This is a genomic window from Stenotrophomonas sp. MYb57 (assembly GCF_002966815.1).
Classification (GTDB): domain Bacteria; phylum Pseudomonadota; class Gammaproteobacteria; order Xanthomonadales; family Xanthomonadaceae; genus Stenotrophomonas; species Stenotrophomonas indicatrix.
On record NZ_CP023271.1, the window covers coordinates 3890582 to 3905579 of the forward strand.

12 protein-coding genes are annotated in these 14998 nt (G+C 66.6%); 5 read left to right on the forward strand and 7 right to left on the reverse strand.

Annotation, left to right across the window (positions count from 1 at the left end; translation table 11 throughout):
• Positions 1-34: 34 nt before the first annotated feature.
• From CLM74_RS17745 to CLM74_RS17765, 5 genes are all read right to left on the reverse strand, one after another.
• A complete protein-coding gene (locus CLM74_RS17745; protein WP_033831979.1) occupies positions 35-691 on the reverse strand; it encodes a response regulator transcription factor in 657 nt (218 codons plus the stop codon).
• On the reverse strand, positions 660-1340 hold the full coding sequence (locus CLM74_RS17750; RefSeq protein ID WP_140393526.1) for a hypothetical protein: 681 nt from the start codon (positions 1338-1340) through the stop codon (positions 660-662). The genes CLM74_RS17745 and CLM74_RS17750 overlap by 32 nt, the downstream gene beginning before the upstream one ends.
• Positions 1341-1419: 79 nt before the next feature.
• Positions 1420-2475 carry an ABC transporter substrate-binding protein gene (locus tag CLM74_RS17755; RefSeq protein WP_105164624.1) on the reverse strand — a complete coding sequence of 352 codons (1056 nt, stop codon included), beginning with the start codon at positions 2473-2475 and terminating at the stop codon, positions 1420-1422.
• Positions 2472-3863 carry a sensor histidine kinase gene (locus tag CLM74_RS17760; RefSeq protein WP_032975453.1) on the reverse strand — a complete coding sequence of 464 codons (1392 nt, stop codon included), beginning with the start codon at positions 3861-3863 and terminating at the stop codon, positions 2472-2474. The genes CLM74_RS17755 and CLM74_RS17760 overlap by 4 nt, the downstream gene beginning before the upstream one ends.
• Positions 3856-4545: a response regulator transcription factor gene (locus tag CLM74_RS17765; RefSeq protein ID WP_025874118.1), complete on the reverse strand. Its 690-nt coding sequence runs from the start codon at positions 4543-4545 to the stop codon at positions 3856-3858. The genes CLM74_RS17760 and CLM74_RS17765 overlap by 8 nt, the downstream gene beginning before the upstream one ends.
• A gap of 327 nt (positions 4546-4872) precedes the next feature.
• Here CLM74_RS17765 and CLM74_RS17770 point away from each other — a divergent pair, with 327 nt between their 5' ends.
• The 4 genes from CLM74_RS17770 to CLM74_RS17785 all read left to right on the forward strand — a co-directional run bounded on the left by CLM74_RS17770 (position 4873) and on the right by CLM74_RS17785 (position 10644).
• Positions 4873-6009: a porin gene (locus CLM74_RS17770; RefSeq protein ID WP_105164625.1), complete on the forward strand. Its 1137-nt coding sequence runs from the start codon at positions 4873-4875 to the stop codon at positions 6007-6009.
• 75 nt (positions 6010-6084) lie between these two features.
• Positions 6085-7413 carry a CitMHS family transporter gene (locus tag CLM74_RS17775; RefSeq protein WP_025874116.1) on the forward strand — a complete coding sequence of 443 codons (1329 nt, stop codon included), beginning with the start codon at positions 6085-6087 and terminating at the stop codon, positions 7411-7413.
• A gap of 25 nt (positions 7414-7438) precedes the next feature.
• Entirely contained in the window at positions 7439-8179 is a 741-nt protein-coding gene (phbB, locus tag CLM74_RS17780) for an acetoacetyl-CoA reductase (protein WP_025874115.1), read from the forward strand.
• A 176-nt stretch (positions 8180-8355) separates the two neighbouring features.
• Positions 8356-10644: a TonB-dependent receptor gene (locus tag CLM74_RS17785; RefSeq protein ID WP_081323768.1), complete on the forward strand. Its 2289-nt coding sequence runs from the start codon at positions 8356-8358 to the stop codon at positions 10642-10644.
• Between the two features lie 446 nt (positions 10645-11090).
• Here CLM74_RS17785 and CLM74_RS17790 read toward each other — a convergent pair whose 3' ends face one another.
• Together CLM74_RS17790 and rsgA are read right to left on the reverse strand one after the other, a co-directional pair.
• Positions 11091-12344, reverse strand: a complete 1254-nt coding sequence (locus tag CLM74_RS17790) for a flavohemoglobin expression-modulating QEGLA motif protein (RefSeq protein WP_032975427.1) — start codon at positions 12342-12344, stop codon at positions 11091-11093.
• Between the two features lie 156 nt (positions 12345-12500).
• Positions 12501-13601, reverse strand: a complete 1101-nt coding sequence (gene rsgA, locus CLM74_RS17795; protein WP_227416527.1) for a ribosome small subunit-dependent GTPase A — start codon at positions 13599-13601, stop codon at positions 12501-12503.
• 121 nt (positions 13602-13722) lie between these two features.
• On the opposite strand from rsgA, the gene CLM74_RS17800 reads away from it, so the two are divergent.
• On the forward strand, positions 13723-14997 hold the full coding sequence (locus tag CLM74_RS17800) for a pyridoxal phosphate-dependent aminotransferase (protein WP_105164626.1): 1275 nt from the start codon (positions 13723-13725) through the stop codon (positions 14995-14997).
• The last annotated feature ends 1 nt before the right edge of the window (position 14998 follow it).

Sequence of the window (14998 nt, forward strand, 5' to 3'; positions counted from 1 at the left end):
ACGACGCAGTAAATGCGCCAACGTCCCGTCTCTGTCAGCCATCCAATCCAACGCGCGCGTCGCCTTCCGGCTCCAGCGCCTTCACCAGCACTGCCGCCTGCGTGCGGCTGTGGCATTCGAGCTTCTTCAGGATGGCGGTCACGTGCACCTTCACCGTGTTTTCGGCCAAGCCCAGTTCATAGGCGATCTGCTTGTTGAGCAGCCCGTCGGCCAGGCACAGCAGCACCCGGAACTGCTGCGGCGTCAGCTGTGCCAGGCGGCTGGCCAGCAACGCGTCGGCCTCGGAACGCTCAGCGGCCATCGCCGGGAACCACAGGCCACCATCGAGCACCGCTGCCACCGCTTCACCGATGGTTTCGGCAGGCGCGGACTTGGGAATGAATCCGGCCGCGCCGAACTGCTGCGCGCGGCGGATCACCCGCGGGTGGTCGTTGGAGGACAGGATCACCACCGGAATGTCCGGGTGCGAACCGCGCACGTGCAGCAGCGCGGAGAATCCATGTGCGCCCGGCATGGTCAGGTCCAGCAGCACCAGATCCACATCGGGCTGTGCGTCCAGCGAGGTGGCCAGTGCTTCGGCGCTGGCAACCTCGCGTACCTGCGCCAGCGGCAGACTCTGCCGCAACGACTGCACCACCGCCGAACGCAGCAGCGGATGGTCATCGGCGATCAGGATGGTGTATTCGCTCATGCGGCAAGTTTGGCACGTCGCCCACTATCGCGTCTTCCGGCGCCAAGTCAGGCCGGCATTGCCGGGGCAACGGCGAGCCAGCAGCGCGGGCCAACTGCTCTATACGGATCACCACAGCGATGTGGAGCAGTGCGAGCATCACCATCACAGCACTCACTCCGACCGGACTGACCAGCACCTTGATCCATCTACCACCTTCCCGAAGCCCCTGGTCCCTCGCCCATGTCATTTCGATCCGCCGCAGCTGATGCCTGTAGTCCAGCACCATCGCCGAGTAGGCGTGCGACACCATCACCTGCTCGCGGCGCTCTGGGAAGATCCCCAACTTCGCGCCCGCGTAGAGACGGTCTGCTACCGGACAATGGATATCCGCATCGCTCGAACCTGACTTGCGGGCGACCATGCACTGCTCGGCCGTTTCGATCCCTTCTTTGAGAGCATCCTCCAACTGCGCACGCTCATAACGGGCCGCAATCTCGCCTCCCTCCTGTCTGGACTGCTCCAACGCTACAAACAGAAGCACGCAATAGACCGATAGCTGCAGTGCCCCGAGCAGCACAAGAACACCCAGCCGCCGCCAGCGATTGGGCGCGCTCCAGCGCAGCAGGATGTCAAATTTTTTGCCCGACTCCATGGCTATCGTTGCCACGCCGCTCGCATCCATCGGATCACCCTCTCAAAGACAGGATCATGGATATCGGCAAACGCCGGCATTCATGAAGCGCGGGTCACCGCCCCGCCGGCTCCACGCTGCTGCGCCATGCATCCAGGAACTGGCGGCGCTTGAGCGCATCCAGGTAGACCAGCAGGCCGGGGCCGAGCTGGATCGGGCGACGGCTGCGGCCAGGGGCATCCCCGCCGCCTGCATCGCTGCGCACGATCGGCATCAACCGCGCTTCCCGCGCGAGCACCTGCTGGCCACGTGGCGACAGCAGGTAGTCGAGGAAGCGCCGCGCCTCCTGCGGGTGCGCGCCGGTACGCGGAATCACCGCCGTACGCAGTACCACCAGCGTGTAGTCTTCCGGCTCGACGATGGCCAGCGGTGCGCCCGCATCGATACGCGCCTGCGCATACGAGCCCAGCACGTTGTAGACCAGCGACAACTGGCCGCTGGCCACCTGGTCCAGCAGCACGCCGGTGCGCTCCTCGCGCACCACCGCGTTGTCCCCCAGCGCACCAAGCAGGGCCCCGGCGATGCTGCCGCGCTGGGCGTCCTGGGTCGCCAGCAGGTAGCCCACGCTGCTGCGTTCGATATCGTAGGTACCGACCTTGCCGCGCAACGGCGCCCCCTCCGAGCGCAGCAGGTCCAGCAACTGTCGACGCGTGTGCGGCGCCTTCGCGGCCGGCAGCCTGCGGGTGTTGTAGACCATCACCACCGGTTCGTAGCTGATGCCGAATGCCTCGCCACGCCATTGCGCCCACGCTGGCAGCGCCTGGGTCTGCAGCGAGCGGTGTGGCAACGCGTGGCCGTCGTTGACCAGCTTGGTCTGCAGGTCCATGCCGCTGGAGATCAGCAGGTCCGGCGACGCAGGCCCGCTGCGGTCGCGCAGGTAACGCGCGTACAGGTCCTGGGTGATGATGTCTTCGTACACCACCTCGCTGCCCGGATGCAGCCGCTGGTAGTCAGCGATGACCTCGGCGAAGACCTCGATATCGGTGGTGCCGTGGATGCGCAGCTGCGCGGTGGCGGCGCCCTGGGCGGGGAAGCGGCGTACATCGCCCGGCGCAGCGAGGGCCGGCACGGCCAGCAACAGGGCAAAGGCTGCGGCGAACAGGCGGATCATGTGCTGCTCCGGGGCAGGCGGATGGTGGCGACCAGGCCACCCTGCGGTCGATTGCTGAGATCGATCTGACCGCCATGGCTGTCGACCACCCGCTTGACGATGGCCAGGCCAAGGCCTGCACCGCCGGAGGGTGCGCCTTCGCCGCGCGCGAAACGCTCGAACACGCGTTCGGCATCGGCGGCGGCGATGCCGGTGCCGTGGTCGGCGATGGTCAGCACGGCCTGCCCGCCTTCAGCGGTCAGCGCGATCTGCAAGGGGCCATCGCCGCCGTACTTCAGCGCGTTGTCGACCAGATTCTTGATGGCTTCGCGCAGCAGCAGCGCGTCGCCATGCACCTGCACCGGCTCGGCCGTCATCGCCAGCTGCACGCGCGGGGCGGGCCCTGCCTGCGGCAGCGCTTCATGCAGGGCCTGGTGCACGGTCTCGGCCAGGTCCACGGTGGCGAAGCGCTGCAGATGTGACCGATGGATCACGCTGGCATCGCTGAGCAGCTGGTTGAGCAGCCGGCTCATGTGGGTGGCGTTGCGCTCGATCGCCTGCAGGCTGCGCCGCATGTCTTCCGGATCGTCGTCGTCCAGCGCCAGCTGTGCCTGCGCACGCAGCGCGGCCAAGGGCGTGCGCATCTGGTGCGCGGCCTCGGCCATGAACGCGCGCAGGGTTTCATTGCTGCTGGACAGGCGCTCCATGAAGCGGTTAAGCGCGGCCACCATCTGGTCCATCTCGCGTGGCACGCGCGCATCGAGCGGTTTCAGGTCGGACGGCTCACGGCGTGACAGCTCGCGCTCGACCCGCACCAGCGGCCGGAACGCGCGGTGCACGCCGAACGCCACCAGTGCCAGCAGCAATCCCGACAGCACGCCGATGGCCAACAGCGCGCGGGTGACCAGCTCCTGCGCCACCGCTTCGCGCGCACGCCGGGTCTGCCCCACCTGCACCTGCACCTCGCCCTGCGCGGAGGCCGCGGCAAAGCTGCGGCCGACCACGACGAAACGCACGATCTCGCCGCTGTAGGGCGCATCGAACAACTGCGGTTGCGTGCCCGGCCGCCGCGGCGACGCAGGCAGGTCACCGTAGCCGGTGATCAGGTTGCCGCGGCTGTCGGCGATCCGGTAGAACACGCGGTCTTCCGGCGCCATCGCCAGAAGGTCCAGCGCGGCATACGGAAGGTCCACCTGCCACTGGCCATCGACCAATGCCACCGAATCGGCGATCGACAGGGCCGAAGACACCAGCAGATGGTCGTAGGAGCGGTTGGCGGCACGCTGGCCGTAGTCGCGTGCAGCGAACAGCAACGCCACCGCGAACACCGCCAGCAACGCGCCCAGGTACAGCAGCAGGGTGCGCCGCAGCGACCCGGGGGCGGCACTTGCGCTGCGCGCGTCAGCCATCGGCATCGGCCGGGCCGTCGCTGGCTTCAAGCAGATAGCCGACACCACGCACCGTGGTGATGCGCAGCGGCGCGCCCGCCAGCTTTCTGCGCAGGCGACCGATGTACAGCTCGATGGCATTCGGCCCGGCTTCGTCATCGAAGCCGAACAGGCCATTGCCGATCTCATCCTTGCCCACCACTTGGCCCAAGCGCCCGACCAGGATCTCCAGCAAGCGATACTCGCGGTTGGGCAGCTCGATCGGCTCGCCATCCAGGGTCACCCGGTGCGCAGCGTTGTCGAACTGGAAGCCGCCGATCTGCACCACTTCGCTGGCTTGCCCGCGTGCACGTCGCAGCAGCACGCGGCAGCGCGCTTCGAATTCACGGAAGTCGAATGGCTTGCCGAGGTAGTCGTCAGCACCGACATCGAGTGCCTGCACGCGATCTTCGATGCCATCGCGTGCGGTCAGCATCAGCACCGGTGTGCTGTCACCACGCTCGCGCATGCCGGCCAGCACCCGCAGCCCATCCAGTTTTGGCAGGCCGATATCCAGCACCACCAGATCGAAACTCTGGTAACGCAGCACGCTGGCGGCGGCCAGGCCGTCAGCCTGCCAGTCCACCGCGTGACCACTGCGGCGCATGCGACGGATGATCGCATCGGCCAGGTCCGGGTTGTCTTCGACCAGCAGCAGGCGCATGGGCACAACAGTGGGAGGGGAAACGAATGCTACCGCATGGCGCCGCTGCGCTCGCCGGGCATGGCCCGGCGCTACCGATGCTGACCTGTTCCGCCGGTCATGGATCGGCGCCCCCGGGTGCATCGTCGCCGGGTAGCGCCGGGCCATGCCCGGCGAGCGCAGCGGAGACCATTTACGCTGCACCGCACAAACCGCTGACAGGACGATGACAGCTTGCGCGACACAGACTGCGGCCGCGCACCGTCCGGTGCCCACGATTGCCGCGCGCCTGGCGCGCACCTGGGAGGGTTTGTGGAATTGAGCATTGCCTGGCGGCGTCCTGCCGCCATGATGGCCCTGGCTGCGCTGGCCGCGCCGGCCTTCGCCGAAGACGAGCGTCCAGTGACCGCCACGGTGGGCGGCCGCCTGCACCTGGACTTCGCCACCTTCGACAACGACAACCGGGGTACGCCGAACAAGGACGACACCGAGATCCGCCGCGCCTGGGTTGACGTGTCCGGCAAGTTCTTCGTGGTCGACTACAAGCTGGAAGCCGATTTCTCCGGCGACCGTGTCGAGGCCAAGGACGTCTACCTGAGCCGCAGCTTCGGCGATGCCGGCCGCCTCACCGTGGGCCAGTTCAAGCAGTATTTCTCGCTGGACGACCGCACCGGTTCCAACTACGGCAGCTTCCTGGAGCGCGGCAACGCCGGCACCACGCTGGCGCCGCTGTACCGGCTGGGCGCCTCGTGGCAGGCCAATCCGGGCGATTTCACCTGGGCGGCCAGCGTGTACAGCCTGGAGAGCATCGACGCCTGGCAGGTCAAGGGCCGCGCTGCGGGTGGACGCGTTACCTGGGCGCCGTCACCCAGCGAGGGCGACGTGCTGCACCTGGGCCTGTCGCTGGCCCGCGAGGCCTATGACAACCCGGGCGGCAACGGCACCCCGGGCCTGAAGATCCGTCCGCGTCCGGCCGGCCATCTGTCCGACGAAAGCCGCCTGACCCTGGTCGACTTCTCCGCTGGCCGCGATACCGACGTCAACAAGTGGTCGCTGGAATATGCGCAGGTGCGCGGCCCGCTGTCATGGCAGGGCGAGTTCAGCGGCGCCACCTTCGATGATGGCGCCCAGCGCGGTGACGTGATGGCCGCCTACGGCATGCTCAGCTGGTTCGTTACCGGCGAAAGCCGCGCCTACGACCGCAAGACCGGCCGCTTCGCCCGGGTCAAGAACATCCGCCACAAGACCGGTGCCTTCGAAGTGGCGCTGCGCTACGACCAGATGTGGGGCGCGCAGCACCTCGATGGTGCGCCGGACCTGCGCCGTGGCAGTACCGAAGGCTGGACGCTGGGCGGCAACTGGTACCTGCGCGACAACCTGCGCTTCATGCTCAACGTGATCGAAAGCCGCAACCGCGACCGCCTCGCCGGCACCACGGTGGATCGCACGCGCGCGGTCACCGGGCGCCTGCAGTTCGACTTCTAACGCGTTTTCCCCGGGCACGCTCGCTCGGGCCCCTTCCACGTCCCACGTCCTGTTTCCTCTAGGAGTCCGCAGATGATGCTGAGCATCCTCGGCTTTGGCATGGTCATTACGTTCATGTACTTGATCATGAGCAAACGACTGTCGCCGCTCGTTGCCCTGATCACCATTCCCATCATCTTCGCCCTGATCGGTGGCTTCGCCGCCGGCATCGACGAGATGATGCTGGAAGGCATCAAGAAGATCGCGCCGACCGGCGTGATGTTGATGTTCGCCATTCTCTACTTCGGCGTGATGATCGATGCAGGCCTGTTCGATCCGCTGGTGCGGATCATCCTGCGCTTCGTCAAGGGCGACCCGATGAAGATCGTGCTTGGCACCGCCGTATTGGCGATGCTGATCTCGCTCGACGGCGATGGCTCGACCACCTACATGATCACCGTCTCGGCGATGCTGCCGCTGTACCAGCGGCTGGGCATGAACGCGCTGAACATGACCTGCGTGACCATTCTCGCCGGTGGCGTGATGAACCTGACCCCGTGGGGCGGCCCGACCGCGCGCGCGGCCACCGCACTGCACGTGGATCCTGCCGATGTGTTCGTGCCACTGATTCCCTCGATGGTGATCGCCTGCGCCGGCGTGCTGCTGCTGGCCTGGTACCTGGGCCTGAAGGAGCGTCGTCGCCTGGGCGTGGTGACCCTGCCCAAGGGCGGCAGCTGGATGGACAACAGCGTGTCAGATGACGGCAACACGCTGCCGACCGTGGAAGACGCCGAAGACACCAAGCGCCCCAAGCTGCTGTGGGTGAACCTGGTGCTGACCTTGGCGCTGATGAGCGCGCTCATCATCGGTGTGCTGCCGATGCCGGTGCTGTTCATGATCGGCTTCGCCATCGCGCTGGTGATCAACTACCCGAACCTGGCCGAACAGCGCCGCCGCGTGGTCAGCCATGCCGGCAGCGTGCTGTCGGTGGTGGCGCTGATCTTCGCCGCAGGCATCTTCACCGGCATCCTCAACAACACCGGCATGGTCGAGGCGATGTCGCACAGCTTCCTGGCGATCATCCCCGACAGCTGGGGCCCGTACCTGGCGGTGATCACCGCCGTGGCTTCGATGCCGTTCACCTTCTTCATGTCCAACGACGCGTTCTACTTCGGCGTGCTGCCGATCCTGTCCGAGGCGGCCGGCAACTACGGCATCACCCCGGTGGAAATGGCCCGCGCGTCGCTGGCCGGGCAGCCGGTGCACCTGCTCAGCCCGCTGGTGCCTTCCACCTATCTGCTGGTGGGGCTGGCCAAGGTTGAATTCGCCGACCACCAGAAATTCACCCTGAAGTGGGCGATCGCCATTTCGCTGCTGCTGATGATCGGCGGCCTGTTGTTCGGGCTCTATCCCTTCACGGCCTGATTTCCTTACCAAGGAGCGTTCTGCAATGACTCTTCGCATCGCCTACGTCACCAGCGGGATGGGCAGTGTCGGCACTGCCATCTGCCAGAGCCTGGCCCGTTCCGGCCATACCGTGGTCGCCGGCTGCGCGCCCAACTCGCCGCGCAAGGCCAACTGGCTGCGCGAGCAGCGCGAACAGGGCTTTGATTTCATCGCCTCCGAAGGCAACGCCACCGATTGGGCGTCGACCACAGCGGCCTTCGCCAAGGTGCGTGCCGAGGTCGGCGAGGTGGACGTGCTGGTCAACAACTCCGGCGGCAGCCGCGACCTGCTGTTCCGGCAGATGACGGTGGAGGACTGGAATGCGGTGATCGCCTCCAATCTCAATTCGCTGTTCAACCTGACCAAGCAGGTGGTCGATGGCATGGCCACGCGTGGCTGGGGCCGCATCATCAACATCGGTTCGGTCAGCGCCCACAAGGGCCAGATCGGCCAGGTGAACTACGCCACGGCAAAAGCCGCGATGCACGGTTTCAGCCGCGCGCTGGCCGCTGAAGTCGCCTCGCGCGGGGTCACCGTCAACACGCTGTCGCCGGGCTACATCGCCAGCCAGGCGATCAGCAGCTTCCCACCGGACGTGCTGGATCGACTGGCCGCGTCGGTACCGGTGCGGCGGCTGGGTCGCCCGGAAGAAGTGGCCGGCCTGTGTGCCTGGCTGGCTTCGGATGAAGCCTCCTACGTGACCGGTGCCGACTATCCGGTCAACGGTGGCCTGTACATGGGCTAGCCCTCTCCGCGCAGGGCGTGGGTCTGCTTCCCTCCCCCGATGGATTCACGCCCTGCGCGGCTTCTCCCACGACGCCGTTCGTTGGTTCTCCGTAAACAAGGTTTCATGTTCCGTTCGCATAGTGGCCGTGCACCACGCCCCCGGGCCGGTGACCATCCCCCATGCAACGGACCATCATGCAGACCCGATACCTGACGATCGCCGTGGCGATCGCGCTTTCCGCCGCCAGCGCCCATGCCGCTGAAGCCACCGACGCCACCGCCGATACCGCGCTGAGCGCGCAGACGCTGGATACCGTCTCGGTCATCGGCCAGGGCGAGACCCGCCAGGTGCAGCGCATCACCACCGTCGACAAGCAGGTGCTGCCGCCGGGTACCAGCGGCCAGAAGATCCTCGACCGCCTGCCCGGCGTGTCGGTGCAGTCCAACGATGCGTTCGGTGCCAATGAGGAATCGCAGACCATCAGCCTGCGTGGCTTCGACAAGAGCCGCCTGGGTTACACGCTGGACGGCATCCCGCTGGGCGACAACAGCTACGGCAACTACAACGGCCTGAGCATCGCCCGTGCACTGATCGCCGAGAACCTGGCCGGCGCCGAGCTGTCGCAGGGCATCGGCTCGCTGGGCGTGGCCTCGACCAGCAACCTTGGCGGCACCATCCAGTACTTCTCGATGGACCCGTCCACCGAATTCGGCGGCCGCGCCAGCATCACCGTCGGCGATGACAACCAGCGCCGCGGCTACCTGCGGGTGGACACCGGCGACATCAACGGCTTCTCGGCCTACGTGTCCGGCGTGCACCAGGACCAGGACATGTGGGCCGCGCCGTACCAGAACCAGACCACCCGCCAGTTCAATGCCAAGGCGGTATGGAACGTGGGCGACAACCGCTTCGGTGCCTTTGTCGCCACCTCGCGCGCCAGCCAGGCCAACTATGCCTACCTGTCCAAGGACATGCTGGCGCGCGGCCTGGGTTATGACTGGAACATCTATGCACCGGACTGGGATCGCGCCGTCGCGGCTGCATACTGCGCACCGGGCACCTACAACAAGGCACGCTGTGCATTCAGCGGCGGCGTCAACAGCATCGACGATGCCTACTACCAGAGCCGTGCGCTGCGCGATGACAACCTGTACTCGATCGACGCCGACATCCGCTTGGGTGAACAGGGCCGCCTGAAACTGCTGGGCTACCACCACGAAAACCGTGGCCAGGGCCACTGGTGGGCACCGGGCCAGCCGTCCTACCCGGGCACCGACAGGATGCTGCCGATCTCGATCCGCAGCACCAACTACACCATCAACCGCGATGGCGTGACCGCTGCGCTGTCGTGGACGCTGGGCATCCACGAACTGGAAGCCGGCGTGTGGTACGAGCAGAACGACCATAACGTCTCGCGCAACTTCTACTACATCAGCGGCCCGTTCCTGGACGACCTGTACCTGCAGAATCCGGACCGTCGCCTGTTCAACCAGGACTTCGACATCCGTACCCGCCAGTTCTATGTGCAGGACCGCATGCGCTTCCTCGACCAGCGCCTGACCGTGGACGTGGGCATCAAGAGCCCCAACACGCGCATGACTGCCAAGGCCCAGCCGGGCGTGGAAACCAGCATCGCCTCGGGTACGCTGACCGCCAAGGAATCGGTGCTGCCGCAGCTGGGCGTGGGCTTCAAGCTCAACGCCAACAATGAAGTGTTCGCCTCGTACGCCGAGAACATCGCAGCCTTCGTCGGCGGCGGCAGCGGTGGCCCGCTGCAGGTGTCGCCGGAATCGTTCGCGGCCAGCGCCGGCCTGGAGCCGGAGAAGTCCAAGAGCCTGGAAGCTGGTTTCCGTACCTTCGGCGAGAAATACCAGGCGTCGATCGCGGCCTACAACGTGAAGTTCGACAACCGTCTGCTGTCGTTGAACCCGTGCTCGAGCATCGAGGTAGGCACGCGTCCGGAGTGCGTGACGCGCTTCATCAACGTCGGTTCGGTGAAGAGCCATGGCGCAGAGCTGACCTTCATCCTCAAGCCGGTCGATGGCCTGCAGTGGTACAACGCGCTGTCCTGGAACAAGACCACCTACGAGGATGACTACACCTCGGGCGGTGCGATCGTACCGGTGGCCGGCAAGATCACCGTGGATACGCCGCAGCGCATGGCGTCCAGCGAGATCAGCTGGAACCGCGATGGCTTCTTCGCCAGCCTGCGCGCCAAGTACACCGGCAAGCGGTACTACACCTACACCAACGACCAGTCGGTGCCGGGCGTGACCACCTTCGATGCCGGCGCCGGCTACGACTTCGGCCCGGGCATGGGCCTGCGCAACGTGCGGGTGTCGTTGAACGCGACCAACCTGACCAACAAGCGCTATGCGGGCCAGCTGAGTTCGTTCGCACCGACCGATCCGAAGGGCACGCGGTATGCAATCCATGCGAGTGCCCCGCGGCAGATCTTCATGACGGTGGCGGCGGAGTTCTAAGTCGAAAGCGGGCGCTGCGGCGCGTTGATTGTTCCTGCATGGCGTGGGTAGGCAGGCCCATGCAGGACACGCCGTAAACCCATCCATGGGGGCTCGATGGCGCCATCCATGGCGCCAACGGTCCTGCATGGGCCTGCCTACCCGCGCTGGACAGTTCCCCGCGCCGGCGCGGAGGCAATGGAAAGCAAGAGCAAAAGCAAAAGCAAAGAGCCGGGCAGTGCCCGGCTCTTTGCTTTTCAAGCGCAATCCCTTCGGCGCGGTGATGTGCTGCCGCCCGCGCGGGAAACTGTCTGGCGGCGGTGGGGCACCCTGGCCAGGACCGTGAGGCGCATGGATGCGCCGATCGAGCCCCCATGGATGGGTTTACGGCGTGTCCTGGCCAGGGTGCCCCACCGCCGCCAACCGATATCAATCGAGGCGCCAGCGCATCATCCCGCCAACGCATTTCATTCCGGCGCCAGCTGGTCCATCCGGATGCGGTTGGCGAACAGCGAGAACGCCAGCATGCCAGCCAGGCCGTTGGCCCGGCTCATCCAGTGCGGCAGCCAGCGCGGTGGCTTCAGCACACCCGATTCGAACAGCGGGGCGAACGCGATCGCATCGGTCAGGCTCATCTTGCCGGCGAACAACCAGCGGCAGACCTGCAGGCGATCCTCGGCCAGCATGTGGCGGAAGAAGGTATGCACCGACACCAGCCCGCGCAGGTACACCGTGTCCTTGGTGAAGGCCAGGCCGCCACTCGGCGGCACACCGCGGAATACCCGCTGCGCCGAGGCGAAGCTCTCTTCCGGGTTCTGCCCCGCATCGCAGAAGTAGCGGAACACCTCGATGAAGTCCGCACCTTCGCGCGCCATCGCGATCGCCTCGGTTCGCAGGCTGATGCGCTTCAGGCGCTCGATGTCGATGCTGCCGGTGATCTGCTCGGCAAACGTCGCCAGTCCTTCCTGGGTGGCCGTCACCCGTGGCGAGGACAGCGCCAGGCTCGGCAGCACCGGCTGCGCGCGACCGTTCAACGCCGTCAACGAATGCACCAGCGCTTCGTGGTGGAACAGCTGCGCGCGGTCGTAAGCGCTGAAACGCGCGCTGGTGCGCAGGCGGATGCGGGTCGGTCCTGCAGCCGCCTTCGAGACCAGCTCCGGGTCCAACTGCACCTGGATGATGCGTGATTCAAAGAACGCATCGAGATCATTCTGCAGCTGCAGCTGCAGGGCGATGGCCGAGACCGGCACCTGCTCTTCCGGTGCCAGCAGTTCGTGATCCAGTTCGGCAGCAATCTGGATGAAGTGGCGCGCCGCATCGCGCGTGCTCGGTCCGTTGCCCGGCAACGGCTGCTCGGGCGAACCGAACAACTGCATCGAACAAGCATCCACGGCCGCGGTACCGAGGCCTTCCAGCAGCTGCGCTGCCAGATCCCAGCTCTGCGCGGACTGCTGCACGTAATGGCCCAGCGGATGGCTTTCGTCACACTCGGCAGCGAGCGCGGCCAGCGCGCGACGCTCGTCGCTGAAGTCCAGCTTCGGGTAGTCGACCACCGGCAGCGTCGGCTGGCCACGGGCCACGCTGTCCAGGAAGGGTGCCTGCAGTGTCGCCGGCCAGCTGGTCAGGCCCAGCAGGCGGATGCCTCCTACGGCCTCGACCAGGCGCGCATCGAGCGCTGCATGGTGGGCCACGTCACGGTCCAGCGTCGCGGTCGGTTCCATGGGCGGACTATAACGCCCTGCCCGCGCGTTGGTAGGTGCCAACCTTGGTTGGCACAGATATGCATGCGCGGGAAGCATCCACGCATGGCGTGGATCTACTGGGCTGCCCCTGCCGTGACAGTGCCAACCAAGGTTGGCAGCCACCATTCTCCAGCCTTAGCGCCGGCGCGGTTTGCCCGCCGGGCGGAACTGCTGGCTCTTGCCCTTCCTGCCACCGCGTTCCTGCGCGGTCTCGGCCTGGCGCACGGCCAGCTTGGCGGCGGCGGCGGCCACTTCTTCCTTCAACTTGAAGTAGTTCAGCAGCCGGCTCTCTTCGATCTCGCCGGCATCGATCGCCGCACGCACGGCACAGCCGGGTTCCTGCTGGTGCATGCAGTCGCGGAAGCGGCACTGCGCGGCCAGCGCTTCGATGTCGGCGAAACCGCCTTCGGCCAGCGTTTCTTCGCCGGTCGGCTTCAGTTCGCGCATGCCCGGCGTATCGATCAGGCAGGCGCCCATCGGCAGTGGCATCAGTGCGCGGTGGGTGGTGGTATGGCGGCCGCGCGAATCGTTGGCGCGCACCGTATTGGTCTTCATCCGCTGCTCGCCCAACAGCGTGTTGGTCAGCGTCGACTTGCCCGCACCGGAAGAACCCACCAGCACCACCGTGCGGCCGGGGCCCAGCCACGGCTCCAGCACTGCAACACTGTCGGCATCCAGGCCATTGATCGCGTGCAGGGCGATGCCCTGCATCTCCAGTTCTTCCAGTACCGCCAGCGCATCTTCGCTGTACTCGGTCTGGTCGGCCTTGGTCAGCACCACCACCGGTTCGGCACCGCCACCGCCCACCAGCAGCAGGTAGCGCTCAATACGGCGCGGATTGAAGTCCGCATCCAGGCCACAGACGATGAAGACGGTATCGATGTTGGCGGCGATCACCTGCTGGTGGTAATGCTCACCGGCAGCGCCACGCTTGATGGCGGTACGTCGCGGCAACAGGGCAACGATGCGGATGCCATCCAGCAGCACCCAGTCGCCCACCGCCGGCCGTTCGTGGCTGGGGAAGCGCGGGCGCTGCCACTCCGGCAGCGATTCGGCCTTGATCGATGCCTCCGGGCCATCAGCCACCACATAGTGGGTGCGATGCTGCTCGATCACCCGCGCCGGGTGGGCCTGCGGGTGTGCGGCCATCACAGCCTGCCAGTCGGCCTGCTGCGGCGGGCCCGGCCAGGGCCAGCCAATGGTCTGCAGAGCGGTGAAATCGGGGGTCTGGGTCATCGCCGCCATTCTACCTGTGTGGTGCCGCCCAGCCCAATGTTGGCGGGCCCTGCGGCCCTTGCCATGCGCTGCAGCAATTCCGCTACCATGGAAGCCCCATGCCTTTTGCGGCCCACCGCCCATGTCCACTCCCTCGCCCAAACCCCTGGTCATCCGCGAGCGCCTTTCCGAAGTGCGCTACGAAATCCGCGGAGAACTGGCACGGCGAGCCCGGGAGCTGGAAGCGCAGGGCCACAAGCTGATCAAGCTCAACATCGGCAATCCCGGCGCTTTCGGCTTCCGTGCACCGGAACACCTGCAGCGCGCGATCGCCGATGACATGGGTCGCACCGATCCGTATACCCACCAGCAGGGCCTGCCGGTCGCCCGCGAGGCCATCGCCGCCGCCTACGCCCGCCGTGGCGCACCGGATGCCCATCCGGACCGCGTGTTCGTCGGCAACGGTGTCAGCGAGCTGATCGACCTGTCGCTGCGTGCGCTGCTCAACCCGGGCGACGAAGTGCTGGTGCCCTCGCCGGACTACCCGCTGTGGTCGGCCTCGACCATCCTCAACGACGGCCGCCCGGTGTATTACCGCTGCGCCGCCGAGAACGGCTTCCAGCCGGACCCGAGCGAGATCGAGACGCTGGTGTCCTCGCGCACCCGCGCCATCGTGCTGATCAATCCGAACAACCCCAGCGGTGCCAGCTACCCGCGTGAGCTGCTGGAGCAAGTGGTGGAGATCGCGCGCCGCCACAACCTGCTGCTGCTTGTCGATGAGATCTACGACCAGATCCTGTACGACGACGCGGTGTTCCAGCCGGTCGCACCGCTGGCCGGTGACCATCCCTGCCTGACCTTCGGCGGCCTGAGCAAGGTGCACCGCGCCTGCGGCTGGCGGGTGGGCTGGGCGCACCTCAGCGGCGACGACGCGCGGCTGGGCGACTTCCGCGCCGCGCTGGACCTGCTGGGCGCACTGCGCCTGTGCGCCAACGTGCCGGGCCAGTACGCCATCGACGCCGCAGTGAACGGCCCGGACACCATTTCGGAGCTGTGCGCGCCGGGTGGCCGCCTGTATGAAACCCGTCGTGCGGTGATCGAAGCCTGCGAGGCCAGCGAACACCTGTCGCTGGTTGCCCCCGCCGGCGCGCTGTACGCGTTCCCGGCCGTGGTCGGTGCCGCTGCCAAGGGCTTCGACGATCATAATTTCGCGCTGGACCTGATGAACAACGACGGCGTGCTGGTGGTGCCGGGCTCGAGCTTCAACGTGCCTTACCGCCATCACTTCCGCGTGACCCTGCTGCCGGAGGCGTCGGTGATGCGCGACGTGTTCGCCCGTATCGACCGCGCCCTCACCCGCCGTGCCGAAGACGCCACCAAGGTGGTGCCGCTGAAGCCCCGCCGGTCGGTGGCTTGAT

What these genes read in the sequence shown, in the direction of transcription:
- CLM74_RS17745 (WP_033831979.1), bottom strand. Translation starts at nt 691, where the DNA reads ATGAGCGAATACACCATCCTGATCGCCGATGACCATCCGCTGCTGCGT.
- CLM74_RS17755 (WP_105164624.1), bottom strand. Translation starts at nt 2,475, where the DNA reads ATGATCCGCCTGTTCGCCGCAGCCTTTGCCCTGTTGCTGGCCGTGCCG.
- CLM74_RS17760 (WP_032975453.1), bottom strand. Translation starts at nt 3,863, where the DNA reads ATGGCTGACGCGCGCAGCGCAAGTGCCGCCCCCGGGTCGCTGCGGCGC.
- CLM74_RS17765 (WP_025874118.1), bottom strand. Translation starts at nt 4,545, where the DNA reads ATGCGCCTGCTGCTGGTCGAAGACAACCCGGACCTGGCCGATGCGATC.
- CLM74_RS17770 (WP_105164625.1), top strand. Translation starts at nt 4,873, where the DNA reads ATGATGGCCCTGGCTGCGCTGGCCGCGCCGGCCTTCGCCGAAGACGAG.
- CLM74_RS17775 (WP_025874116.1), top strand. Translation starts at nt 6,085, where the DNA reads ATGCTGAGCATCCTCGGCTTTGGCATGGTCATTACGTTCATGTACTTG.
- phbB (WP_025874115.1), top strand. Translation starts at nt 7,439, where the DNA reads ATGACTCTTCGCATCGCCTACGTCACCAGCGGGATGGGCAGTGTCGGC.
- CLM74_RS17785 (WP_081323768.1), top strand. Translation starts at nt 8,356, where the DNA reads ATGCAGACCCGATACCTGACGATCGCCGTGGCGATCGCGCTTTCCGCC.
- CLM74_RS17790 (WP_032975427.1), bottom strand. Translation starts at nt 12,344, where the DNA reads ATGGAACCGACCGCGACGCTGGACCGTGACGTGGCCCACCATGCAGCG.
- rsgA (WP_227416527.1), bottom strand. Translation starts at nt 13,601, where the DNA reads ATGACCCAGACCCCCGATTTCACCGCTCTGCAGACCATTGGCTGGCCC.
- CLM74_RS17800 (WP_105164626.1), top strand. Translation starts at nt 13,723, where the DNA reads ATGTCCACTCCCTCGCCCAAACCCCTGGTCATCCGCGAGCGCCTTTCC.